Origin of the sequence: Hymenobacter swuensis DY53 (assembly GCF_000576555.1) — a bacterium.
In the GTDB taxonomy this organism is placed as follows: domain Bacteria; phylum Bacteroidota; class Bacteroidia; order Cytophagales; family Hymenobacteraceae; genus Hymenobacter; species Hymenobacter swuensis.
In genome coordinates this window covers 4,400,155-4,422,393 of record NZ_CP007145.1, presented here as the reverse complement: position 1 = coordinate 4,422,393, position 22,239 = coordinate 4,400,155, and the positions used below count along the sequence as shown (strand labels likewise).

Genomic DNA, 22,239 nt, shown 5'->3' with positions numbered 1-22,239 from the left:
ATGTATTCTACGCTCCTAAGCTCTAATACGACGGACCTTTGTCAGTCTCTACCAGCTTCTCTTCCGCGTCGGTGTACTGCTCGATGGGGGTGCAGGAGCAGATCAGGTTCCGGTCGCCGTAGGCTGAGTCGATGCGGGAAACGGTAGGCCAGAACTTGTAGGCGCGGGCGTACTCGGTGGGGTATACAGCTTCCTCACGGGTGTAAGGGCGCGTCCATTCGTGGGTTAGCACGGTAGCGGCGGTGTGCGGGGCATGCTTGAGCACGTTTTCCTTGGCATCGGTGCGGCCAGCTTCTACCTCTGCAATTTCCTTTCGGATGCTGATCATGGCCTCAATGAAGCGGTCTAGTTCCTCCTTGCTTTCCGACTCGGTGGGCTCAATCATCAGCGTACCAGCTACCGGGAAGCTCACTGTGGGCGCGTGAAAACCGTAGTCCATCAGGCGCTTGGCAATGTCTTCCACCTCGATGCCGGCCTTTTTGAAGTGGCGGCATTCCAGAATCATCTCGTGGGCGCAGCGGCCGTTCGAGCCGGTGTAGAGCACGGGGTAGTGCTCCTCCAAACGGGCCTTGATGTAGTTGGCATTCAGGATGGCGATGCGCGTGGCCTGCGTCAGTCCTTCGCCGCCCATCATGTTGATGTAGGCGTAGGAAATCGGCAGGATGCTGGCCGAACCCCAGGGCGCGGAGGTAACGGCACCGGCCGTGCGGCCGTCGGCATCTACCAGCACGTGGCCGGAGAGGTAGGGAGCCAGATCAGCTACTACACCGATGGGGCCTACGCCGGGTCCGCCGCCGCCGTGCGGAATGCAGAACGTTTTGTGTAGGTTCAGGTGGCACACGTCGGCCCCGATGGTGGCGGGCGAAGTGAGGCCCACCTGGGCGTTCATGTTGGCGCCGTCCATGTACACGCGGCCGCCGTGCTGGTGAATGGTGGCGCAGATGTCGATGATAGTTTCCTCGTACACGCCGTGCGTGCTCGGGTAGGTCACCATCAGGCAGCTCAGCTTGTCGGCGTACTGCTCGGCCTTGGCCTTGAGGTCAGCCACGTCGATGTTGCCTTCCTCGGTGCTTTTCACCACCACCACCGTCATGCCGGCCATGACGGCCGAGGCGGGGTTGGTGCCGTGGGCCGAAGCCGGAATCAGGGCCACGTTGCGGTGCTGGTCGCCGCGGGCATCGTGGTAGCCTTTGATGGCGAGCAGGCCGGCGTACTCGCCCTGGGCGCCCGAGTTGGGCTGCAGGCTCACGGCATCGAAGCCCGTCACCTCACAGAGCCACTTCTCCAAGTCGTGGAAGATTTCGGTGTAGCCGGCCGCCTGCTCGCGCGGGGCGAAGGGATGCAAGCCACCGATTTCGGGCCAGGTCACCGGAATCATCTCGGCGGTGGCGTTGAGCTTCATGGTGCACGAACCGAGCGAAATCATGGAGTGCGCGAGGCTCAAATCCTTGTTTTCGAGCTGCTTCATGTAGCGCAGCATCTCGTGCTCGGAGTGGTGCGAGTTGAAGATGGGGTGCGTGAGGTACTCGCTCTTACGGATCAGGTTATCAGTCCAGGTTACCTCCACCTCGTCGGCCTGGGCTACTTGGCGTACGTCGCGGCCCAGCACTTTGCTGAACACGGCCACGATATCCTGCACATCCTCAATTTCGGTGTTCTGGTTGAGCGAAATGCCCACGTGGGCCGTGCCGTCCTGCTCGAAATAGCGGAAGTTGATGCCCGCCGACTCAGCCTCTTGGCGGATGGCCGTTTGCAACTCCTTGCTTTCCAGCTGGATATCGAGGGTGTCGAAGTAGAATTCGTTGGCCTGCTCCAGACCCAGGGCGTGCAGCTCGGTGTCGAGGGTGCGGGTGAGGGCGTGGATGTTGCTGGCAAACTGGCGGATGCGCTGCGGGCCGTGGTACACGGCGTACATGCCGGCCAGCACGCTCAGCAGCACTTGGGCGGTGCAGATGTTACTGGTGGCTTTTTCGCGGCGGATGTGCTGCTCGCGGGTCTGTAGGGCCATACGGTAGGCCTTGTTGCCGGCCGCGTCGATGCTCTGGCCGATGATGCGGCCGGGAATCACGCGCTTGAAGGCGTCTTTGGTGGCCAGGAAGCCGGCGTGCGGGCCACCGTAGCCCATCGGCACGCCGAAGCGCTGGGAGTTGCCCACCACGGCGTCGGCGCCCATTTCGCCGGGAGGCGTGAGCAGCGTCAGGGACAGCAGATCGGCGGCCACGGTCACGAACAGGTTGTTGTCGTGGGCTTTCGAGATGAAGTCGGTGTAGTCGTACACGGCGCCGTCGGCAGCGGGGTACTGCAGGATGGCCCCGAACAGGGATTCGTCGGTGAGGTCGGCGGTCCGGTGGTCGCCTACTACCAGCTCAATACCGATGGGCGTGGCGCGGGTGCGCAGCACGTCGATGGTCTGGGGTAGCACCTGCTCCGACACAAAGTAGCGGGTGGCGTTTTTCTTCTTGCTCAGCGAGTGGAACATGTGCAGCGTTTCGGCGGCAGCGGTTCCTTCGTCGAGCAGGGAGGCGTTGGCAATTTCCAGGCCCGTGAGGTCAATTATCATCGTCTGATAATTGATGAGGGCTTCGAGACGGCCCTGGGCAATTTCGGCCTGGTAGGGCGTGTAGGCGGTGTACCAGCCCGGGTTTTCCAGAATGTTGCGCTGAATCACGGCCGGCAGCTGGGTATCATGGTAGCCCAGGCCGATGTAGTTTTTGAACAGCTTATTTTTGCCGGCAATGCCTTTGAATTTCGCCAAAAAAGCCCGCTCCGTGAGGGCAGCGGGCAGGTTCAGCGGCTTCTTGAGGCGGATGGCGGCCGGCACGGTTTCGTCGATGAGCTGGTCAATCGACTCCACGCCGATAACGCGCAGCATCTCGGCTACGGCAGCTTCGTCGGGGCCGTTGTGACGGTCCACGAACACATCGGCGGGCTTGGTCTTCAGCAACATAAAGGGAAGGGTGAGGGTGGCAATGCAAGCGGCCCCAACAGGGCCCCTACAAAGGTAGCGTGAAAAGGCTTCACCCATAAACCTATAAGTGGGCAAATGTTTGGGCCTTAGCTGTCATCCTGCGCTTGCGAAGGACCTTTTCACCTCTGAACAACTCTGCGGCCCACTGCGCATTCTTCTGCGGACCTCTGCGGAAAACGGCGCTGTAACGTTCTAGCGTGAGAAGGTCCTTTGCAAGCTCAGGATGACAGATCAACAATTTTCCGCAGATTTAGCCCCCGAACTTCCCATTCCCACCCCGTATGCGTCCGATTACCATTGGCCTGATCCGCGAAGGCAAAACCCCGCCCGACAAGCGCGTGCCGCTCACCCCCAAAAAATGCACCGAGGCCGAAGCTCGCTTCCCCGGCCTACAAATTGTAGCCCAGGAGAGCCCCATCCGATGCTTTTCCGACGATGAGTACCGCGCCGCCGGCATTGAAGTGCGCTCCGATATAGCCGATTGTGACATTCTGATGGGCGTGAAAGAAGTGCCCGCAGCGCAGCTCATTCCCAACAAAACCTACCTGTTCTTTTCGCACACCGTGAAAAAGCAGCCCGCCAACCGGGAGCTGCTGCGGCAGGTGCTGGCCAAGAACATCACGCTGATTGACTACGAGATGCTCACCAACGAAAATGGGGAGCGAATTGTGGCTTTCGGACGCTGGGCCGGCATTGTGGGCGCCTACAACGGCCTGCTGACGTACGGTCGCAAGCATGGTCTGTATGAGCTAAAGCCCGCCTATGAGTGCGTGGACATGGAGGACATGCAGGAGGAGTTTTTCAAGGTGAAGAAGCTGCCGCCCATCAAGATGGTGGTGACGGGCTCGGGGCGCGTGGCCCAGGGCGCGGTGGAAGTGCTGAATCTGATGGGCATCCGGCGCGTGAGCGTCTACGATTACCTCTACCTCGATTTCAACGAACCGGTATACACCCAGCTGCGCAGCTCCGACTACAACCGCCGCCGCGACGGCCGCGTCTGGGATACGCCCGATTTTCACCGCCACCCCGAGCAGTACGAAAGCACGTTCCGCAACTTCCTGCCCGTTACCAACCTGCTCATTGCCTGCGCCTACTGGCACCCGGCCGCGCCGCGTTTGTTCGAGGAAGCCGATACCAGCCGCGCCCATTTCCGCATCGATACCATCGCCGACGTGACCTGCGACGTGGACGGCTCCATTCCGACCACCAAGCGCAGCAGCACCATCCAGGAGCCCGCCTTCGACTACAACCCCGCCACCGGTGAGTTGGAACCCGCCTATTCCGCGTCCGGCAACATCACCGTTATGGCCGTGGACAACCTGCCCTGCGAGCTGCCCCGCAATGCCAGTCGGGACTTCGGCCGCCAGCTCCTCGACAACGTGCTGCCCCACCTCATCCATGAAGGCACCGACGCGGTAGTGGAGCGCGCCACCATTGCCCGCAACGGCCAGCTCACCGAGCGGTACCAGTATTTAGCCGACTACGTGGCCTAGTAGTTTCGGCTGTAAGCTGCACCAAAAAGCGGGTCCGCCTGAGTGAAACTCAGACGGACCCGCTTTTTAATAATTGCCAGTTAGTTGGAAGGCTTAGATACGCTTGAGTACCGGGTACTTGGCTTGCACCAGCATGTAGAGGCCGTAGGCCATCAAACCCAGCGCCACAATGCCCAGCACGACCGGACCCATAGACGCCAGCAAGTCAAACGCTTCGTCGGTGCTGCCCACGGCGGCAGCGCGGTGCTGGCGGCCAGCCTGCACGAAGAAGTAACCGATAATGGCCATTACCACGCCCCGGGCTGTGTAACCGAGCTGACCGATGCGGTACACGGTATTCTGCTGGCCCGCCGGAATGTCGGAGCTGTTGACATGCTTGTGGAAGGAGCCGGAGTAGGCGTTATAGATCTGATACAAGCCGCTTCCAATAATGATTACACCTACCAGAATGATGATCCACTCGCCACCCGGCCAGTTCAGCACGCGGGCCGTGAGGGTTTGCTGGGTGTTGCCACCGGCGTCAGCAGAGCCGTTCATGGCCAGCTTGGCGGCATACCAGGCTAGGCTGGCGTACAGCAGGCCACTGCCCGCGTACCCGATGCGGCGGCCCAAGCCTTTGGCATCGGAGCCTTTGCTTTCGGTATCTACTACTGCCTGCGTGAAGCGCCACACAATGTAGCCGAGCAGCCCGAAGGCTATAAGGCCCAGCAGCATGGGCCCGCCGGGCAGGCTTTGCAGCGTAAGAACGGCCTGTTTTTTATCGGTAGTCTGGCCACCTTGCTGGCCGGTAGCCGCCAGCAAAGCCAGGATGCCCATCAGCAGGTAAACGGCACCTTTGGCCGCAAAGCCAAAGCGGGCCAGCGCCCGGATACCGGAAGAGGGAGAAGTAGGCACTGCGGCCCGTAGCGTATCGACAGTTGACATAAAGGAGAGGAAAGAAGACGGGAAGAAATGACCATTGGTCACCCGGTGCCAGACGTAAGGTACCATACGTAACTTCCGCTTTAAAGGCTGACGCGCCCGCCTCCCAGTAGGCCCGGCGGCCGATAAACCCGGACTCCTGGTTGCAGCAGGGCCTGGTTGCCGGGCAGGTTGAGGGTAAGTAACGGTTTGCCTCTGGCCGCTTCGCTGTGCAGAAGCCGCTCCACATTGCCGCCGGGGCGCATGTAGGGCACGAAGAAACGGTCGGCCAGATCGGTGATGAGCAGGTTGCGGATGTTGGCCGTTTCCTGTGTAACAGTGGTTACGTCCGGCTCAAAAGGCGTGAGGAACAGCAGCCGGCCCAGCTGCAAGTCTCGTTCATAGTCCAGCGGCATAGAAGGTTGAATACCACGTCCCAACGCATACACAATAGGCTGCTGCATACCCCGCCGCAAAAACCGGAAGATGGCCTGCTCCAGCCGCGAGTGAAAACCCGACAGCACGCAATAGCCTAGCTGCCGCTGCTCCATTGCCCACAGGTACACTATCCGCTCAATACTGCCCGGGTAATCACGGGAACAGAAGAAAGCCGTTTTAGGCAATCTGAGCAGGGCCGTGTTTCCCAGGGTACGCAACTCCTCTACTGCTGTGACCATACTGCTCCGAAGTCATTAAAGCTATAAAAAATATTGAATAATTAATATTAATTGTATAGGGTACTGGCAAAAAATAACCCGGCACCACGCAGGTGTCGGGTTATTTTTTAGTTAGAAAAGCACTGTGTGCCTTGACTTAGAAAGTGCGCTGAAACCAGTGCTTGATATCATCGATAGTTTCGCCGGTTTTCTGCTGCAGACGGCCGTACCACTCGTCCTGCTTACCTTCTTCGTAATGCAGGTCGTCATCGGTTAGGTTGCTCCACTTCTGTTTAGTCTGACCTTTGATTTCGTTCCAGTTGCCGCGTGCGCGCAACTCGGTTGCGTCATCGATGCCGTTGTTATTAGCGTCCATGGGGGTAGGGTTTTGAATGAGAATGTACCTGTTGTACGATGCAGCTTAGGGCAGGTTGCCAAAGGTTTGTGAAAGCTATATGTGATGAAAGCCGCCTGTGATGAAGAATAATACTACTACTAATGCTCCCACGGTAACCACACCGGCCCCGAAGCCGCCGGCCGCATTGCCGAGTTTCTTCTTTTGCGCTTGCCGCCGGTAACCCGCCACGTAATCGGGGTTTTGCAGCAGGCTCGACTCGGGCACAATGAAGTTTTTGGGTTTGGGTTCCGACATAGAGACGGCCACACCGGTAGCCACACCCCCGACTCCCAGGTAGCCAATGGTGCCCACCGTAGCGGCGTACGTGCCCCAGAAAGCTCCCGGTGCTCTGAAATGCGTGCGGGCATCGCGCCGGCCCTGGGCGTAGGCAGCCTCTTTGGTCAGGCCGGGTACTGGAGCAGCTGTCGGAGTAGCTGCCGGATGGTTCAATACTTCCTTGGTGCCATTGGCATACCGAATCAGAAACACCTGGATGGCGGCCAGGCGGAGCGTATCGGCCGTGGGGGTTACGTACGTGACCAGTTCGGGCGTGATGGCCAGTACTTTGCCGGTCCGCTCCTCGCCGTTGATTTGTAGAATTACATCCTGAGCAGCGGCGCGCAGGGTCAGGAGCAGAACCCCGAAGAGCAGTAGAAAAAAGCGCATAAAGCAAAGAAAGAAAGACAGGGAAATTACCGGGTGCGGGAGTTGAAGCCGAACAGCAGACTGAACCGGGCCCCGCCGTTGCCGGGTACTACCGCAAAATTGACTGGGAAATTAATGCCGTTACTGCGGAAGGCAGTACCCACGGCCAGCGCAATGTGCGCCCCGGCCGGCGACACGTTCGGCCCTAGCCCAAACTCCAGTCCCTTCGGCCCCCGGATACCAATCAGCGCGTTCAGGCTGGGCAGGAACTTACCTTGCTCCAGGCCCCCGATGAGCGGCACGATTTCCAGCAGCCCGGAGGTGCCGTTGGGCATCCGGAAAATGCGGGTTTCAAACTGCCAGCCAAATTGCGTCAGGAAGGGATTAACGCCCAGTTCCCGGTCAGCTTTGGTGGCTACGCCGCCCGCCAGTACTGTAATGCCCAGGCGGGGGCCGTTCAGGTGAATGTCCTCATAAGCCGGGGGCTCGTCGCCCGGCACCAGGCTGCCTGTGGCCGGCACGGTCGCCGGTGCTGCCGTGGAAGCCGCTGCCGGCCGCGCCGACAACATGCTGGCTCCCAGCAGTTCTTTGGTCCCATTGGCGTAACGAATCATGAACACATCATACCGGCGGATGGTAATCATCGGGCCGTCGGGGTTATCGGTGCGCTTATAGCGTACATCGGTGGGCGTAATTTCGAGCACCTTCACCTGCAGCTCTTCGCCGCTGGTTTTGGTGAGCAAATCCTGCGCGTGTGCCCCAACGCTCAGCAGCAATACTATCAGGAGTAAAAACAGACGTGACATAATGAACAGAAACAGGGGTGAGGAGTATGCCCCGAATGTTGCCTGTTCATTGGTTGAACCCTAACCAACTCTTACGCTACTCAGACTAATTGCTTATGGTTTTTTGAAGGTAAATATCTGTTAGATAGTTATTTATATTTAATTGATCAGGCTTGTCAGACCCGGTGTTTGGGTTCTGCAAACCGTGCCTCTATATTACCGGTATGGATGATTTGCGTACCACGCTCAGCACGTTTTCCCCGGATGACCGCAAGGAATTCCGGCAGTTTATTCAGCGGCAGCGGCGCAAGCAGAAGGGCCGCATGGATGTACGCCTCTGCGACCTGCTGCTGCACCAGAAGGAGTACGCTACCGATGAGCTGCTGGCCCGCCTCTACCCCGAGGAGCCCAATGCCGTGGCCTATTACGCCCTGCGCAAGCGGCTTATGCGCCACCTCACCGATTTTCTGCTGCTGCGCCAACGCCAGCAGGATCCCACGGCGGCTTCTTCGGTGCGCGGGTTGCTCACGCTGGCCCAGTACCTGTTTGAGGTAGGCGTGGGCCGGCTGGCCTGGAACATGCTGCGCAAAGCCGAAAAGCTGGCCCAGCAGAATGAGCAGTACGAGTTGCTCAACACAGTGTATAACCTCCAGATTGCACGTGCCGGCAGTCAGCACGCCGACGACCTGCTGGACATTATCCGGCGCCGCCACCTCAACAAAAAAGCTGCCGACGAAGAAGAGCGCGCTAATATTGCCGACAGCCTCATCCGGCAGCGCCTGCGCGAGGCCCGCGTAAAGGGCCGGGCCGGCGAGTCGTTTGATGGGATTTTGCAGGAAGTGTTGCGGGAGTACGATTTGCAGGAGGCGTTTGCGCGCCGGCCGGCGTTGCTTTACCGGCTCATGTCGCTGGCCCGGGCCGCCATGCTGGTGCGGCGCGACTACCTCACGTTTGCGCCCTTCGTAATGCGCTGCTACCACCTGATGGAAAAGCGCCATGGTTTTCAGCCGGCCCACCGTGAGGCGCAACTGGGCTTACTGTACATGATTGCCCACGCCCTGTACCGCACCCGCCGGTTCACCGAGTCGGTGGAGTATCTGGAGCGGCTGCGGGTGCTGCTGGAGGAGGGGCCGCGTCTGCGCGGCACAGCGTTTCGGGGCCGCTATACATTTTTGCTGGCCGCCAATTACGCCTTCCTGCGGCGCAACGCCGATAGTATCCGGCTGTTGGAAGAAGTGCTGAAAACCGTGCTACCGCCTCGGGAGCAGCTCACGGCCCGCCTGGGGCTGGGCTTTCATTACTTCGCCGAAGGCCAGTTTCAGAAAGCTAATCAAGCCCTGTTGGCCATTGGCCGCACAGATCATTGGTGCGAGCAGGAAATGGGCGTGGAATGGGTACTGAACCGCAACATGGGCGAAATGCTGATTCAGCTGGAACTAGGTAACCATGACCTGGCCCAGAACCGCCTGCGGGCTATTGAGCGCCTGATCAAGGAACGCTTCGGCAACGACGGCGGCGGCTATGCGGCGGTACTGGGCTACCTGCAACTAGTGCGCGATATTATTGAGGACCCGCTGGTGGTGAAATCGGCTGGTTTTGCGGCACGGTCCACTACGTTGCCCTCGTTTGTGCCGCTGGAACAGGAAGACTTGCAGGCGCTGAGCTTCTACAGCTGGCTGTATGCCCGCGTGCAGGGCCGGCCTTACTACAGCGTATTGCTGGAGTTAGCGGGCGTTTCGGAACCGGAGTCGGCGAAAATTCCGGTAAAAGTATCGGCATAGAAAAAGCCCGAACCAGCAACTGGTTCAGGCTTTTCAGGAACAGCGTACCGGCTTATAACCGGCAACGGCTTAGTTCTTCAGTTCAGCTTTGGCGTCGCCGGCAGCTTTTTCGGTAGCGGCGGCGGCGTTGGCAGCAGCTTCTTTGGTTTCGGCAGCAGCTTTGTCGGCAGCAACTTCGGTTTTGGCGGCAGCATTTTCAGCCGTGTTTTCGATGGCCTGGCCAGCGTTTTCAGCGGCGGCTTCGGTAGCATTGGCGGCGTTGGTGGCTTCGGCAGCGGCAGCATCACCGGCGTTTTCGGCGGCAGCTTCGGTATTGGCAGCAGCGGCGTCGGCGTTTTCTTTGCCCTCCTGGGTGCAGGAAGTAGCGGAGAAAGCAACGGCGGCAGCAATGAACAGGGATTTGAAGATGGTTTTCATGGAAATTGGGAAGGCAAAGGTGAAATGAAAGCCGACGCTAACCGGCCGGTCAGTGCTTAATAGGCCGTGCCACAGGAAGGTAACCCGCCATTGATTACAGAATTTCGACCCGGTTTTGTTGCTGAACTTCACCGGCTACTTCCCGTATGGCATTTGCTTCCCTCGCCTTACAACCGGTTAGTTTTCTTCCGATGCGCGTATTTACCAGCCTGCTGTTTATTTTCTTGCTTGCCCTTGGCTACCGAACTCAGGCGCAGGCCAACGATGGGTTTCAGCGGCGCGACGGTACGATGTACGTGGTGCGCAACGGTGAAATCCGACCTATGCCGCATGATGTTCACCTGCCCAACGGTCGCCTCATCACCCGCGACGGATTTGTGGTGCAGCGCGACGGCCGCCGCATCGAGCTGCGCGACGGCCAAGGTTGCACGCTGCTCGGCGAGGAAACCACTATCAGCCGCCGCCCCGATGGGCATTTGCAACTGGCCAGCGCGGTAGCACCAGTACCGGCTGCTGCGCGCTATCAAGCGGCGGTGCCTCGGGGGTGGCAGGGGTGGCTGCGTGGCCGGGGCAAAGGCAAGTTCAAGCACAAAGGCAAAAAGCACGACGACTAGCCCCGGGAGTTGGCCGCTTACTCCTTGATTTCAGCCCCGTTCCGGTCAATAAAAAACGTGCGGCCGTTCTGCACTACCCGGGCCCGACCCTGCGCATCAAAGTCGGTGGCGCTGGTGTAGCGCCCGAACGGGGCCACGCCTGCTGTGGTATCAGCTAAGTAATCGGGGCTGATGAAGGTGAATTTGCCGCCGGTTTTTACCCGCGCTACTTCCTGCTCAAACGAGTAAGCCTCCTGGAAAATTACTGGTGCAGCAGGTTCTTCCGGCCCGCTGATGTAATGCCAGCCCTGATAATCGAGCACGGCAGCCCAGCCTTCCGTGAAGTTGCGGGCCGCGAAATAGTATGTGCTGAACTCCTCTCCCTGCTCCGTGAGAAAGGTATAGAGACCACCCACGCGGGCCCGGGCGTAGCCGTCGGCGTACGGATACAGCGCATCGTAGGCGGGCTTGACTACTTCCTGACCATCAATCTGCACAAATCCGAATACGCCATCCTGCTCCACCACGCTGCGGCCTTCCCGAAACTCCCCGATGCTGGTATAGCGGGCGGGCACCAGCGTATCACCGTTGGCCGCCAGTAGCCCAACCCGGCCCTGTTGCTCAAATGTGGTGGGAGTATCCTGTTTGTTGCAGCGCGTGACGCCCACCGCCAGTACCAACGCGGCCGTGCCGCCCGCCGCGTATCCGGCCCATTTGGGCAGAGCGGGTAGTCTTCTTAGCTGCGGGCTCCGCTGAAGCCGGGCTTGTTGCTGCGCCAGCCACCGTTGCGCCACGGGCCACCACCGCGCCCAGGCTCCGCCCAGGGACTGCCGGGCACTGGCCGGCCGCCCGAACTGGGCCCGTTGAACAGGCTCGTTGGCGGAAGAAGGTAGTGCTTGATGGGCAGCAACCGGGGGCGCAGAAGCGGGCACTTCGTCAGGAGCCGGGAACGTGGTAGGGGTAGCAACCGGCAAACCGGTTGGTGGAAGCGGCGCAGCTGGCGGCGGGGAGGAAGCTGCCGCAGTAGTCGGTGGGCTTGGGGTAACCGGGGAGTTAGCCAGCCGCTCAATCAGGTTTTCGAGTTGCTGAATTTTGGCTCCCAACTCCTGATTTCGCGTCTCCAGGTCCGTACGGTACGTCTGGACCGAGGCTTCCAGCACCTGCTTTTCGCGCTTTTCAGCAGCTAGCTGCGCTTGCAGGTCGGGGGCCTCCGGCGCTACCGGCGCTACCGTAAGCTGCTGCTGCAGCTGGGCAATGCGCTGCTCCCGCTCATTTTCCCGGTCTTCGAGGGCCCGGAGCTGCTGTTGCATATCCTGCTGTAGCTGAGCCCGCAGGTTTTCCAGCTCCTCCTTTTCCCGGTTGCGGGCGTCCAGATCAATTTCATAGCCTGTTGAAGTCCGATCAAGGTCCGCCATATCCTCTGCCCCCAACCACCGCCAGAGCTGCCCGGCTTTTTGCCGCAGCAGGTTATTGGCCGTGGGGAAACTGGTGGTAGACGCGGGCGCAGCTGACCCGGCCAACAAGCCGAGCTGCTGAGGAAGCTGCTCCAGGTCTTCGGGTGTCAGGTCAATTTCCGGAGTAGCCAGCTGAGCCAGGCGGCGGGTAAAGCGGGCCGGGTCGGGCAACAAGTGAAACGTAGAGGCGGATGGTACGGCCGCCATGCGGGCCTCTACCCCCGGCCCAAATTGCACCGGTGCTCCAAACAATACCAGCCCGGTAATAAACTGTAGATTAGCTGCTTCCGGGGGCAGCTGTTCTTCCAGCCAGCGCGCCAATAAGGTTCTTTGCTGCTCAAACCGCACGAACGGGTTAAGCGCTTCATCAGGTAGCTCCAGTACGGCCCCATCCAGATGCCAGGGCGCCTGCCGCAGGTCCGGAATGTGCAGTACGCCGCCGCCAGGTACCAACTGCACAATGGTAAGGCTGCGCGGCCGTAGCAGTACCGCATCAATAGCGGGTGCGCTGGCTAGGCTCAGGTTGCCAAGCAGCAGCGTGAACGGAGTGCCGGGTTCGGCGGCGAGGGCCGTCGCAACAGCTTCAAACTGCTGCTGGCGGGTGGGAGAGGCAAAGGGAGCGGCAAGGTAGGTGTGCAACATAAGCGGGCGGCGCGAACCGCAACTTTCCGGCCAATTGGGGCCGCCGGGGGTGTACGCAGAAGTGGATAGCAGGATGTGCCAACTTTTCCGGGTTGTGGTAAGTATAGCCTTTTGCGCGTTTGCGTAACCTCTTTTCGCATCCTCCTTCTGAACTTGCTCATGGATTCTACCGCCCCCACACCCCAAAATCAGATTCTGCCTACCGTTCCGCTGGAAGTGACCGATCAGCAAAATTCGGCCCTGTTGGAAGACACCCTCACCCTGCTCAATGCTGGTGCGCCCGGCCACAACAGCCAGCATGGCCTTACCGAAATTGAGCGGTGGACGGAAGTTTTGCGCGCCTCCGAGCGGCCGGGCCTAGCTAAAATTATTCAGGAACTGAAAACGCTGCACCAGCAGCTGTCGGCCACTGATACCCAGTCGCATGACTTGGCCGAAACCCTGGCTTCCCTAGGTAATGAAACCTCCAAAGTAGCCGAAGAAACTACTGGTGACTACAGCGCGCCCTTAGCCCAGCTGGGCAAGCTGCTAGTGAAGCTGGGTTCCTCTCTGTCGCGCTAACCAGCGGCCATTTATGCCAAATGCACTGCGCCCTGACCAAAGAAATGGTCAGGGCGCAGTGCATTCCGGGCAAAACAATCGGGCGGCGGCGTAGTAGTCAGCTGTCTGTTTTTGGGCCGGTGCAGCAACTCACCTCGTGTGTCCTGTACTTTTGCCCTTGTAAGTTTGCTTCCTATGTCTGAATTCCAGCCGCTCGCCCCCCTCGCTCTGTACGACCCATTCGAAAACATGCGTTTCAGCATGCGCAACTGTTTTCTATGCGGTGCGCCCACCACGCCCCCGCAGGATACGGTGCCGGTGTTTGCTGAGTGGCTGATGACGCGCTACCGCCTGCACGAGCGGCAAATCAAGCTGCTGGATATGAGCATTGCCGCCTACCAGGACCTGCGTATTGCCTGCTGCCCCACCTGCCGTACCCACCACGTTGAGCCCTTGGAGGCCCGGGTGGAGCTGGCTTCCCGCGAAGGCACGCGTGGCTTCCGCGACCTGGATGAGCAAACACTGTTTCTGTGGCTGGGAAAGATGTTCTATGGTGTGCTGGTGACGGAACTGCTCAACGAATTGGACCCGCTGGCCAAACCCCAGTATCCACTGGCCGAAAATGCCCAGCTGCTCCGGCGGTTTCAGGCGTTTTACCAGCCGTTTCAGGCCCTGCGGGTGCCCATGGAGTTTGAGGATTTCGTGCCCGGCTCCGTATTCGTGCTGGAAACTGACCCCGCCCAGGACGATATGCCTTTCGAGTACGACGACGACCTGAGCACCATTGCTTTCAGCATCAAGCTCGATGAAACCGTGTTGGTGGCCTGTCTGGTCGATAACGGCATTATCCGGCAGGCCATGAGCCGCGTGTACCAGGATGCCTACCGGCCCCTGCACCCGGTGCAGGTAGCCGAGTTCAAGGCCCGGGTGTACTACGCCGCCTACCTGCTCAACGTAGTGCCCGACTACTACCCCCGCTCCGTAAAGCCCGGCGACGCGGAAGTGGTCATGGATACGCTCATCGACGATATAACTGGGGATATTTTCAATCCCTGGGATAACAGCGCCTACGGGCAGTCATTGTTGGAAATGTGGAAACGGTGGCAGATTCCGCTCACGGAAATTCTGCGCGACCCGGCTCACCCGCTCACCTTCCTGTATGATGCGGACGGCCAACCCCGATACCTGTCGCAGTATCCGGAGGCCTGAAAGAAGCCGGAAGTAAATGCTTGATTAAGCGGGAGTCAGCGGGTTTAGCTGGCTTCCCAAACGGGTTCGGGGGCAAGTTTGCTGAGCCGGATATCGGGCCAGAGGCCTTCGAGGCCGTTTTTGCACTCCCGCTCATTCACCAGCACATCCACGCAGTGGCGGTGGCGGCGGTTCATGGTATCATGAATGATGTAGACGCCATCGAGGGCGTCGGAAATACCGCTCACGCGTACTTTTTCGCCGAAGTGGAAGGGTCCACCCCATTTATCGAGCATGTCGCGGGAAACGGCGAGCCAGCGGGTTTTGCTGGAATGACGGGCCGGAATGATGGAGCCGTCAGCAGTTTCCATCGGGGCGGCGTCGGTCTGGCCCACTTCGGGCCAGTAAGTGGTTGCCGTCACGCGGTACGACAACGTTTTGGGCGCCTTTTTCAAGGCAATTACCGGTATGGCGACGGATACCTGGCGGGGGCTCAGGCTGGCAACGGTGGAAGGCAGGGCCAGAGCCGGGACAGAAATAGTGCGGGGGGGAAAGAGGAAGGTTAGTAGGAATAACGCAATGGACATGACGTTTGGGTTCGTGGACTCTCGCTCGTTGTCCGGAGAGAATGGACAGCCGGCCCGACTCGGCTAGTGGGACAGAGCGCCATCTGCGTTAGCAGACTTTATGAGGCTCCTTTGTGGTATAGTCAGCGGCCAGAAAGGCCGAAACAAGCGTGGAAACCAATAAATAACAGGTAAATATAGATAAATTATATAATTAATTGCACTTATAAAATGATGTCATTTTCGAGGGCTCAAAGGTACAGCTTTTTTTTAAATCGACTTTTCGAATGCTTGCTAATGTAGTTAGTCGAAAATAGGCGTGCCTTGGCTATAGTCTGGCCCCATACGTAAGCCGGAACCGGGAGGTTGTGCCAGCGGCCCTGCGGGCAAAAACTATGTGTTTGAGTAGCCGTATGGCCTATATGTCCGGCATCGGTTTGCCGCGCTCTGCATATTCTGTTCCTTCTCAACCAACACCCGCATGTCAACTAGTTCCCGGCCCTTCGCCTCCGCGCCTTTGCGCGCTACCGGTTTGCTGGCGGCCGCCCTGTTTGCGCAGGCCTGCTCCTCGCCCTCCACGCCCGCTACCGATGCCAGCGGTACCACCGCTGCCACTGACTCCACGCAGGCTACCGCGCCCGTAGCGCCGGCCAACTCGCCTTTGCAGGTGGTGGCCCAGTTCCGGGAGCCGCAGATGGTGGGCGTGGCCGTGCTGCCCGACGGCCGCGTGTTTGCCGACTTCCCCCGCTGGGACAACAACCCCGTGAACCCCATTGCGGAGGTGATGCCCGATGGCTCGGTGAAAGGCTACCCCGACGCCGACTGGTGCGCCTGGAACGAAACCGTGAAAAACGAGCCCCAGAAACACTGGATCTGCCCCCAGAGCGTGCATGCCGATAAAACCGGCATGCTATGGGTACTCGATCCGGCCTCGCCCGGCATCAAAGGCACCGTGCCCGGCGGCCCTAAGCTGGTCAAGATTGACCCCAAAACCGACAAGGTGGTGCAGAATATCAGCATCCCGGAAAGCGTGGCTTCGCGTAAATCCTACCTCAACGATGTCCGCATCGACACCCAGAACCAATATGCTTACATCACCGAGTCGGGTGTGGGCAGTCTGGTGGTGGTGGACCTGAAGTCGGGCAAGGCGCGCAAACTGCTGGCGGGCCACTCGTCCATGATGGGCGACACCACGCTCAACATCAAGGCCGACGGTAAGGAACTCATTGATGCCACCGGCAAGCGCGCCCAGTTCAACGCCGACGGCATTGCCTTGAGCCAGGATATGCAGTACCTGTACTGGAAGCCCCTGACCAGCTACACCCTGTTCCGCATTAAAACGGAAGCCCTGCGCAACCCCGCCCTCACCGATGCCCAGCTGGCCGCCCAAATTGAGGATCTGGGCAAAGTGCCCGCCTCCGACGGCATGGAAATCGATGCTCAGAACAATCTGTACCTGAGTGCCTTCGAGGATCATTCGATTAAGCGCCGCACGCCGGCCGGCAAAATCGAGACGGTGGTGCAGGACCCGCGCCTGGAGTGGCCTGATACGTTTGCCTTCTCCGGCGACGGCAAAATGCTGTACGTGACCACCTCGGCCATCCACAAAACCGCCACCTGGAACAAGGGTATCGGCCAACAGGACCAACCCTACTACATCTTCAAGATGGCATTGAAGTAGCACCGCAAGCAGTAGCGCGAACTTTGTAGTTCGCGTCCCCGCGCCGTAGCAACGGTAGTCGTTCGGGGGCGCGAACTGCAAAGTTCGCGCTACTACTTCAGCGAAAGCCGTTCCAATTCAACGGGAGCGGCTTTTGTATTTATTTGATAGATTGGACATCGGTACCTGTGTAAGAAACGCAGGGAGAATTATCTAATTGACTAACAGGTTTATTTGTACATGCGCATATCAGTTTTTACTTCCTGATCAGGCTATTTACCTTTACCCCCTGACACCACCAGCTCCCACCGCATGGACGCCAACTCTTATATCGCCAACGCCCACGGCGACTACCTCGACAACCTGTACCAGTCTTATAAGGCCGACCCGCAGTCGGTGGATGCGAGCTGGCAGAAATTCTTTGAAGGCTTCGACTTCGCCCAGCAGTACCCCGAAGACGGGATGCCGCAGGCCGATGGCGAAGGCGTACTGACCACCTCGGCCAGCACCAACCAGGCCGGCGCCGTCCGGGCTGTGGATACGGTGGCGGCCGACAAGGAAACGCAGGTACGCAACCTCATTCACGCCTACCGCAGCCGCGGCCATTTGGTGGCCAAAACCAACCCGGTGCGCGAGCGGAAGGACCGTAAGGCCCGCCTCAACATTGCCGACTTCGGCCTGAGCGACGCCGACCTCGATACCAAATTCAAGAACGGCGAAGTGCTGGGCTTGGGCTCGGAAGCCACGCTGCGCGAGATTGTGGCCGCTTTGCAGAAGGTGTACACCCGCACCATCGGCTTCGAGTACATGTACATCCGCGACCCGCAGGTACTCGATTGGTTCCGCGAGAAGGTGGAGAAGGACTCGCTGAGCTTCAACCCTGGCGTGGAGTACAAGAAGCGCATCCTCAAGAAGCTAAACGAGGCCGTGGTGTTCGAGAACTTCCTGCACACGAAGTTCCTGGGCCAGAAGCGCTTCTCGCTGGAAGGCGGCGAAACCACCATCCCGGCCCTCGATGCTATTATTAACAAGGCCTCGGAGCTGGGCGTGCAGGAGGTGATGATTGGCATGGCCCACCGCGGCCGCCTGAACGTGCTGGCCAACATCATGGGCAAAACCTACGAGCAGATTTTCTCAGAATTCGAGGGAACGGCCGTACCGGACCTAACCATGGGCGACGGCGACGTGAAGTACCACATGGGCTATTCGTCGGAGGTGGAAACGGAAGGTGGTAAGAAAGTGAACCTGAAGCTGGCCCCCAACCCCTCCCACCTGGAGGCGGTGAACCCGGTGGTGGAAGGCTTCGTGCGCGCCAAGATTGAGCACCAGTACGGTGGCGACTACCACCAGATTCTGCCCATCCTAATTCACGGCGACGCGGCGCTGGCTGGCCAGGGCATCGGCTACGAGCTGACCCAGATGTCACTGCTGGAAGGCTACCGCACCGGCGGCACGCTGCACTTCGTGATTAACAACCAGGTGGGCTTCACCACCGATTTCGAGGACGCCCGCTCTTCAATTTACAGCACCGACCTCGCAAAGATCATCGACGCGCCGGTGCTGCACGTGAACGGCGACGACCCCGAGGCCGTGGTATTTGCCGTGCGTCTCGCCACCGAGTACCGTCAGCAGTTCCACGCCGATATCTTCATTGATATGGTGTGCTACCGCCGCCATGGCCACAACGAGTCGGACGAGCCCAAGTTCACCCAGCCCACGCTCTACAACCTCATCAGCAAGCACCAGAACCCCCGCGAGGTGTACAACGCCATGCTGGTACAGCGCGGCGACGTGGACGCGCAGTTGGCCCAGCAGATGGACAAGGAGTTCCGCGACACCCTGCAGGCCCGCCTGGATATGGTGAAGCAGAAGCCGCTGCCCTACAACTACCAGGCCCTCGAAAACGAGTGGCGCAGCCTGCGCCGCAGCAAGCCCGAGGACTTCGAGAAGTCGCCGGAAACCGGTATCAGCGAGGAAGTGGTGGCCAAAGTAGGCAAGGCTCTGACCACGCTGCCCGAAGGCTTCCGCCCCCTGAAGCAGATTGAAAAGCTGATGGAGGAGCGCAAGAAGATGTTCTTCGAGACGCGCATGCTGAACTGGGCCGCCGGCGAGCTGCTGGCCTACGGCTCCCTGCTCGATGAGAAGCACATTGTGCGCGTAAGCGGCCAGGACGTGCAGCGCGGCACGTTCTCGCACCGCCACGCCGTGTTGCACGACGCCGAAACCTCGGCCCCGTATAACTCGCTGAACTACATCGGCGAAGGCCAGGAGAAGCTGAGCATCTACAACTCGCTGCTGAGCGAATACGCGGTGCTGGGCTTTGAATTCGGCTACGCCATGGCCAACCCCACGGCCCTGGTAATCTGGGAAGCCCAGTTCGGCGACTTCGCCAACGGCGCCCAGACCATGATTGACCAGTTCATTGTGAGCAGTGAAAGCAAGTGGCAGCGCATGAACGGTGTGGTGCTGCAGCTGCCCCACGGCTACGAAGGCCAGGGCCCGGAGCACTCCAACGCCCGCCCCGAGCGGTTCCTGCAGCTGGCCGCCGAAAACAACATCATCGTGGCCAACATGACCACGCCGGCTAACTTCTTCCATGCGCTGCGCCGCCAGCTGACCTGGGAGTTCCGCAAGCCGCTGGTAGTGATGTCGCCGAAGTCGATGCTGCGCCACCCGCTGTGCGTGTCGCCGGTGGAGGAGTTCACCTCCGGCCACTTCCGCGAGGTGCTCGGCGACGTGTACGCCGACGCCAAGAAGGTGAAGCGCGTGCTGCTGTGCTCGGGTAAAGTGTACTTTGATTTGCTGGACGAGCAGCAGCAGTCGGGCCGCACCGACGTGGCCATTGTGCGCCTGGAGCAGCTGCATCCCTTCCCCAAAAAGCAGCTCGACGCCGAGCTGGCCAAGTACCCTAAAGCTAAGGTGTACTGGGTGCAGGAAGAGCCCGAGAACATGGGCTACTGGAACTACCTGCTGCGCTTCATGCGCCGCGAGCTGGAAGACGTGATTTCGCGCAAGCCCTCGGCCTCGCCGGCTACCGGCTACAACAAGGTGCACGTGAAGGAGCAGAAGGACCTCGTGGCCCGCGCCTTCGACAAGCCCAAGGAAGCCGTGGCCGACGATAACATCAAAGCCACCGCCGAAGTAGCCAAGAAGCAGGACTAGTCCTGGGTCATTCCGAGCAGCGCGAGGAATCTGAGTGAAAACGGACAACGGCTTCACCCAGATTCCTCTCGCGTCGGAATGACAACTTCCCCGACATTCCCCACCGAAACCCTTCAAAACTCCCACTTATGGGTCTGGAAATTAAAATCCCCGCCGTCGGCGAGTCCATCACCGAAGTAACCATTGCCAAGTGGCTGAAAGCCGACGGTGACACCGTGAAGCGCGACGAGATTCTGGCCGAGCTGGAATCCGACAAAGCCACGTTCGAACTGCCCGCCGAGGCCGACGGCGTGCTGAAAATCCGCGTTGCCGAGGGCGAAACCATCGGCATCGGCACTACCATCGCCGAAATCGACGGTGCTGGTGCGGCTGCCGCGCCGGCCGCGCCGGCCGCGGCTGCTCCGGCAGCCAGTGCCCCCGCCGCTCCCGCTGCCGACCCGGTAAGCCAGGGCGAGCAGAACCCCACCGCCAGCGACCAGGCCGGCTACGGCGGTCAGCCCGCCGGTGGTGCCGCCGCTCCGGCTGCGGCTCCCGCCAGCAACGGCGGCGATGCTACCGTGGAAATGACGATTCCGGCCGTGGGCGAATCCATCACGGAAGTGACGGTGGCCAAGTGGCTGAAGGAAGATGGCGCCCAGGTACAGCGCGACGAAATCATTGCCGAACTAGAATCGGATAAAGCTACGTTTGAGTTGCCCGCCGAAGGCACCGGCATCCTGCGCCACGCCGCCAAGGAAGGCGAAACCATCGGTATCGGTGCTACCATTGCCCGCATCGAAGGCGGCAACGGTGCCGCCGCTCCGGCTCCCGCCGCTGCACCAGCTGCTGGCCAGGCTGCTCCGGCCGCTGCTGCTCCGGCGGCTTCGGCAACCACCAGCTACGCCACGGGCACGCCTTCGCCGGCAGCCGGCAAAATCCTCGGTGAGAAAGGCATTAGCCCCGCCGACGTGCAGGGCTCGGGCCGCGACGGCCGCATCACGAAAGAAGATGCCCAGAACGCCCAGGCCAAGCCTGCCGCGCCGGCTCCGGCCGCCGCTGCTCCCGCTGCTCCCGCTGCCAAGCCGGCTGCGGCATCCCAGGCGGCTCCGGCTGCCAGCGGTAACCGCAACGTGCGCCGTGAGCGGATGAGCAATCTGCGCAAGACTGTCGCCCGCCGTCTGGTGTCGGTGAAGAACGAGACGGCCATGCTCACCACCTTCAACGAGGTGAACATGCAGCCCATTATGGACCTGCGCAACAAGTTCAAGGACAAGTTCAAGGAGAAGCACAGCGTGGGCCTCGGCTTCATGTCGTTCTTCACCAAGGCCGTGTGCGTGGCCCTGAAAGAGTGGCCCGCCGTAAATGCCCAGATCGACGGCACCGACATCCTGTACAACGACTTCTGCGACATCAGCATTGCCGTATCGGCCCCCAAAGGGCTTGTGGTACCGGTAATCCGCAACGCCGAGGAGCTGTCGTTTGACGGCATCGAGAAGGAAATCCAGCGCCTTGCTGGCCTGGCCCGCGACAACAAGCTCACCATCGAGCAGATGACCGGCGGCACGTTCACCATCACCAACGGCGGCGTGTTCGGCTCCATGATGAGCACCCCGATTATCAACGCCCCGCAGTCGGCTATCCTCGGCATGCACAACATCGTGCAGCGCCCGATTGCCGAAAACGGCCAGGTGGTAATCCGCCCCATGATGTACCTGGCTTTGAGCTACGACCACCGCATCATCGACGGCCGCGAGTCGGTGTCGTTCCTGGTGCGCGTGAAAGAGCTGCTCGAGGACCCGACCCGCCTGTTGCTGGGCGTGTAACCGTCAGGAATCATACTTTTGAAAGCCGTGCCTCTAATGTGGGGCACGGCTTTTCGTTTATCGGCTATGCAGGAAGACACTATCGAGGTTGAATCAAATCACTTCACTACTAAGGCGGCATGCTACGCTGTCATTGCTGTCAGCTGCGCTATCTGTCTCGCCATCATAATGGACGCTAACCGGCAGCACGTATATGATTCGCTGGGAGGTCGTTTGCTGTTAGTGGTACTCGTAGGAGTACTCCTGCCGTGGTATTATCAATCCACTGTAAAACGCTCTACGCTTACAATTAGCCAGCAGGTGTTCCACATGAAGCAGAAACCTGACAAAGTGCTGCATCATCTGTCCATGAAAACCCTGGTTGGCTGGTGGATTGGAGAGGACCCAAGAAGAAAGAGTGCAGGCAGAGGGCTACATTTTGATTTTAAAGACAGCGGGCACATCTGTTTACTCAGCTATGAATACAGTCAGTTCGCAGCCGTAGAGCGTTACCTGGAAGTTCATTTTGCTCACAAGAAGCGGCATGATTTCTCATAACCTAATTTGGCGCGCAAATAAAAAGCCCCTCGGATTCAAGTCCGGGGGGCTTT

The 22,239-nt window shown here is 59.8% G+C and carries 18 protein-coding genes; 9 read left to right on the top strand and 9 right to left on the bottom strand.

The features are described 5' to 3' along the window. Positions 1 to 22: 22 nt before the first annotated feature. Positions 23 to 2,947, bottom strand: coding sequence for an aminomethyl-transferring glycine dehydrogenase (gene gcvP, locus HSW_RS20290; RefSeq protein WP_044003553.1), 2,925 nt, complete (start codon positions 2,945 to 2,947; stop codon positions 23 to 25). Between the two features lie 302 nt (positions 2,948 to 3,249). Here gcvP and HSW_RS20285 point away from each other — a divergent pair, with 302 nt between their 5' ends. Then, positions 3,250 to 4,461, top strand: a complete 1,212-nt coding sequence (locus HSW_RS20285) for an NAD(P)-dependent oxidoreductase (protein ID WP_044003551.1) — start codon at positions 3,250 to 3,252, stop codon at positions 4,459 to 4,461. 93 nt (positions 4,462 to 4,554) lie between these two features. On the opposite strand, the gene HSW_RS20280 is transcribed toward HSW_RS20285, so the two are convergent. The 5 genes from HSW_RS20280 to HSW_RS20260 all read right to left on the bottom strand — a co-directional run bounded on the left by HSW_RS20280 (position 4,555) and on the right by HSW_RS20260 (position 7,865). Further along, positions 4,555 to 5,385 (bottom strand): DUF1206 domain-containing protein, encoded by an 831-nt coding sequence (locus HSW_RS20280; protein WP_071883150.1) that lies wholly within the window; start codon positions 5,383 to 5,385, stop codon positions 4,555 to 4,557. 80 nt (positions 5,386 to 5,465) lie between these two features. Next, positions 5,466 to 6,038 carry a hypothetical protein gene (locus HSW_RS20275; protein ID WP_052346685.1) on the bottom strand — a complete coding sequence of 191 codons (573 nt, stop codon included), beginning with the start codon at positions 6,036 to 6,038 and terminating at the stop codon, positions 5,466 to 5,468. Positions 6,039 to 6,174: 136 nt separating this feature from the next. Next, a complete protein-coding gene (locus HSW_RS20270) occupies positions 6,175 to 6,393 on the bottom strand; it encodes a CsbD family protein (protein ID WP_044003549.1) in 219 nt (72 codons plus the stop codon). Positions 6,394 to 6,468: 75 nt separating this feature from the next. Next, positions 6,469 to 7,080 carry a hypothetical protein gene (locus tag HSW_RS20265; protein WP_044003547.1) on the bottom strand — a complete coding sequence of 204 codons (612 nt, stop codon included), beginning with the start codon at positions 7,078 to 7,080 and terminating at the stop codon, positions 6,469 to 6,471. A gap of 26 nt (positions 7,081 to 7,106) precedes the next feature. Next, positions 7,107 to 7,865 carry a hypothetical protein gene (locus tag HSW_RS20260; protein WP_052346684.1) on the bottom strand — a complete coding sequence of 253 codons (759 nt, stop codon included), beginning with the start codon at positions 7,863 to 7,865 and terminating at the stop codon, positions 7,107 to 7,109. A 203-nt stretch (positions 7,866 to 8,068) separates the two neighbouring features. Here HSW_RS20260 and HSW_RS20255 point away from each other — a divergent pair, with 203 nt between their 5' ends. Continuing rightward, positions 8,069 to 9,625: a hypothetical protein gene (locus tag HSW_RS20255; RefSeq protein WP_052346683.1), complete on the top strand. Its 1,557-nt coding sequence runs from the start codon at positions 8,069 to 8,071 to the stop codon at positions 9,623 to 9,625. 69 nt (positions 9,626 to 9,694) lie between these two features. Here HSW_RS20255 and HSW_RS23205 read toward each other — a convergent pair whose 3' ends face one another. Then, positions 9,695 to 10,042 carry a hypothetical protein gene (locus HSW_RS23205; protein ID WP_052346682.1) on the bottom strand — a complete coding sequence of 116 codons (348 nt, stop codon included), beginning with the start codon at positions 10,040 to 10,042 and terminating at the stop codon, positions 9,695 to 9,697. A 191-nt stretch (positions 10,043 to 10,233) separates the two neighbouring features. Here HSW_RS23205 and HSW_RS20245 point away from each other — a divergent pair, with 191 nt between their 5' ends. Then, positions 10,234 to 10,656 carry a DUF6799 domain-containing protein gene (locus HSW_RS20245; protein ID WP_044003542.1) on the top strand — a complete coding sequence of 141 codons (423 nt, stop codon included), beginning with the start codon at positions 10,234 to 10,236 and terminating at the stop codon, positions 10,654 to 10,656. 17 nt (positions 10,657 to 10,673) lie between these two features. On the opposite strand, the gene HSW_RS20240 is transcribed toward HSW_RS20245, so the two are convergent. Next, the gene (locus HSW_RS20240; protein WP_044003539.1) at positions 10,674 to 12,731 is read right to left on the bottom strand and encodes a WG repeat-containing protein; all 2,058 of its coding nucleotides are present in this window, start codon (positions 12,729 to 12,731) and stop codon (positions 10,674 to 10,676) included. Between the two features lie 159 nt (positions 12,732 to 12,890). Between HSW_RS20240 and HSW_RS23885 the strand changes: the two genes are divergently transcribed. Both HSW_RS23885 and HSW_RS20230 read left to right on the top strand, forming a co-directional pair. Further along, positions 12,891 to 13,292: a hypothetical protein gene (locus tag HSW_RS23885; protein WP_044003537.1), complete on the top strand. Its 402-nt coding sequence runs from the start codon at positions 12,891 to 12,893 to the stop codon at positions 13,290 to 13,292. A 174-nt stretch (positions 13,293 to 13,466) separates the two neighbouring features. Beyond that, positions 13,467 to 14,480: a hypothetical protein gene (locus HSW_RS20230; RefSeq protein WP_044003535.1), complete on the top strand. Its 1,014-nt coding sequence runs from the start codon at positions 13,467 to 13,469 to the stop codon at positions 14,478 to 14,480. Between the two features lie 44 nt (positions 14,481 to 14,524). Here the strand turns inward: HSW_RS20230 and HSW_RS20225 are convergent, their stop codons facing one another. Beyond that, on the bottom strand, positions 14,525 to 15,046 hold the full coding sequence (locus HSW_RS20225) for an RlpA-like double-psi beta-barrel domain-containing protein (protein ID WP_052346681.1): 522 nt from the start codon (positions 15,044 to 15,046) through the stop codon (positions 14,525 to 14,527). A 460-nt stretch (positions 15,047 to 15,506) separates the two neighbouring features. On the opposite strand from HSW_RS20225, the gene HSW_RS20220 reads away from it, so the two are divergent. The 4 genes from HSW_RS20220 to HSW_RS20205 all read left to right on the top strand — a co-directional run bounded on the left by HSW_RS20220 (position 15,507) and on the right by HSW_RS20205 (position 22,186). Beyond that, positions 15,507 to 16,706: an SMP-30/gluconolactonase/LRE family protein gene (locus tag HSW_RS20220; RefSeq protein ID WP_081768522.1), complete on the top strand. Its 1,200-nt coding sequence runs from the start codon at positions 15,507 to 15,509 to the stop codon at positions 16,704 to 16,706. A gap of 291 nt (positions 16,707 to 16,997) precedes the next feature. After that, complete coding sequence (locus HSW_RS20215) at positions 16,998 to 19,847, top strand: 2-oxoglutarate dehydrogenase E1 component (protein WP_044003533.1); 2,850 nt, start codon at positions 16,998 to 17,000, stop codon at positions 19,845 to 19,847. A 128-nt stretch (positions 19,848 to 19,975) separates the two neighbouring features. Continuing rightward, positions 19,976 to 21,649 (top strand): 2-oxoglutarate dehydrogenase complex dihydrolipoyllysine-residue succinyltransferase, encoded by a 1,674-nt coding sequence (gene odhB, locus HSW_RS20210; protein WP_044003530.1) that lies wholly within the window; start codon positions 19,976 to 19,978, stop codon positions 21,647 to 21,649. A gap of 66 nt (positions 21,650 to 21,715) precedes the next feature. Further along, positions 21,716 to 22,186 (top strand): hypothetical protein, encoded by a 471-nt coding sequence (locus HSW_RS20205; protein WP_044003527.1) that lies wholly within the window; start codon positions 21,716 to 21,718, stop codon positions 22,184 to 22,186. Positions 22,187 to 22,239 lie beyond the last annotated feature (53 nt).

What these genes read in the sequence shown, in the direction of transcription:
- HSW_RS20275 (WP_052346685.1), bottom strand. Translation starts at nt 6,038, where the DNA reads ATGGTCACAGCAGTAGAGGAGTTGCGTACCCTGGGAAACACGGCCCTG.
- HSW_RS20265 (WP_044003547.1), bottom strand. Translation starts at nt 7,080, where the DNA reads ATGCGCTTTTTTCTACTGCTCTTCGGGGTTCTGCTCCTGACCCTGCGC.
- HSW_RS20245 (WP_044003542.1), top strand. Translation starts at nt 10,234, where the DNA reads ATGCGCGTATTTACCAGCCTGCTGTTTATTTTCTTGCTTGCCCTTGGC.
- HSW_RS20255 (WP_052346683.1), top strand. Translation starts at nt 8,069, where the DNA reads ATGGATGATTTGCGTACCACGCTCAGCACGTTTTCCCCGGATGACCGC.
- HSW_RS20225 (WP_052346681.1), bottom strand. Translation starts at nt 15,046, where the DNA reads ATGTCCATTGCGTTATTCCTACTAACCTTCCTCTTTCCCCCCCGCACT.
- HSW_RS20240 (WP_044003539.1), bottom strand. Translation starts at nt 12,731, where the DNA reads ATGTTGCACACCTACCTTGCCGCTCCCTTTGCCTCTCCCACCCGCCAG.
- odhB (WP_044003530.1), top strand. Translation starts at nt 19,976, where the DNA reads ATGGGTCTGGAAATTAAAATCCCCGCCGTCGGCGAGTCCATCACCGAA.
- HSW_RS20270 (WP_044003549.1), bottom strand. Translation starts at nt 6,393, where the DNA reads ATGGACGCTAATAACAACGGCATCGATGACGCAACCGAGTTGCGCGCA.
- HSW_RS20205 (WP_044003527.1), top strand. Translation starts at nt 21,716, where the DNA reads ATGCAGGAAGACACTATCGAGGTTGAATCAAATCACTTCACTACTAAG.
- HSW_RS23205 (WP_052346682.1), bottom strand. Translation starts at nt 10,042, where the DNA reads ATGAAAACCATCTTCAAATCCCTGTTCATTGCTGCCGCCGTTGCTTTC.
- gcvP (WP_044003553.1), bottom strand. Translation starts at nt 2,947, where the DNA reads ATGTTGCTGAAGACCAAGCCCGCCGATGTGTTCGTGGACCGTCACAAC.
- HSW_RS20280 (WP_071883150.1), bottom strand. Translation starts at nt 5,385, where the DNA reads ATGTCAACTGTCGATACGCTACGGGCCGCAGTGCCTACTTCTCCCTCT.
- HSW_RS23885 (WP_044003537.1), top strand. Translation starts at nt 12,891, where the DNA reads ATGGATTCTACCGCCCCCACACCCCAAAATCAGATTCTGCCTACCGTT.
- HSW_RS20220 (WP_081768522.1), top strand. Translation starts at nt 15,507, where the DNA reads ATGTCAACTAGTTCCCGGCCCTTCGCCTCCGCGCCTTTGCGCGCTACC.
- HSW_RS20215 (WP_044003533.1), top strand. Translation starts at nt 16,998, where the DNA reads ATGGACGCCAACTCTTATATCGCCAACGCCCACGGCGACTACCTCGAC.
- HSW_RS20260 (WP_052346684.1), bottom strand. Translation starts at nt 7,865, where the DNA reads ATGTCACGTCTGTTTTTACTCCTGATAGTATTGCTGCTGAGCGTTGGG.
- HSW_RS20285 (WP_044003551.1), top strand. Translation starts at nt 3,250, where the DNA reads ATGCGTCCGATTACCATTGGCCTGATCCGCGAAGGCAAAACCCCGCCC.
- HSW_RS20230 (WP_044003535.1), top strand. Translation starts at nt 13,467, where the DNA reads ATGTCTGAATTCCAGCCGCTCGCCCCCCTCGCTCTGTACGACCCATTC.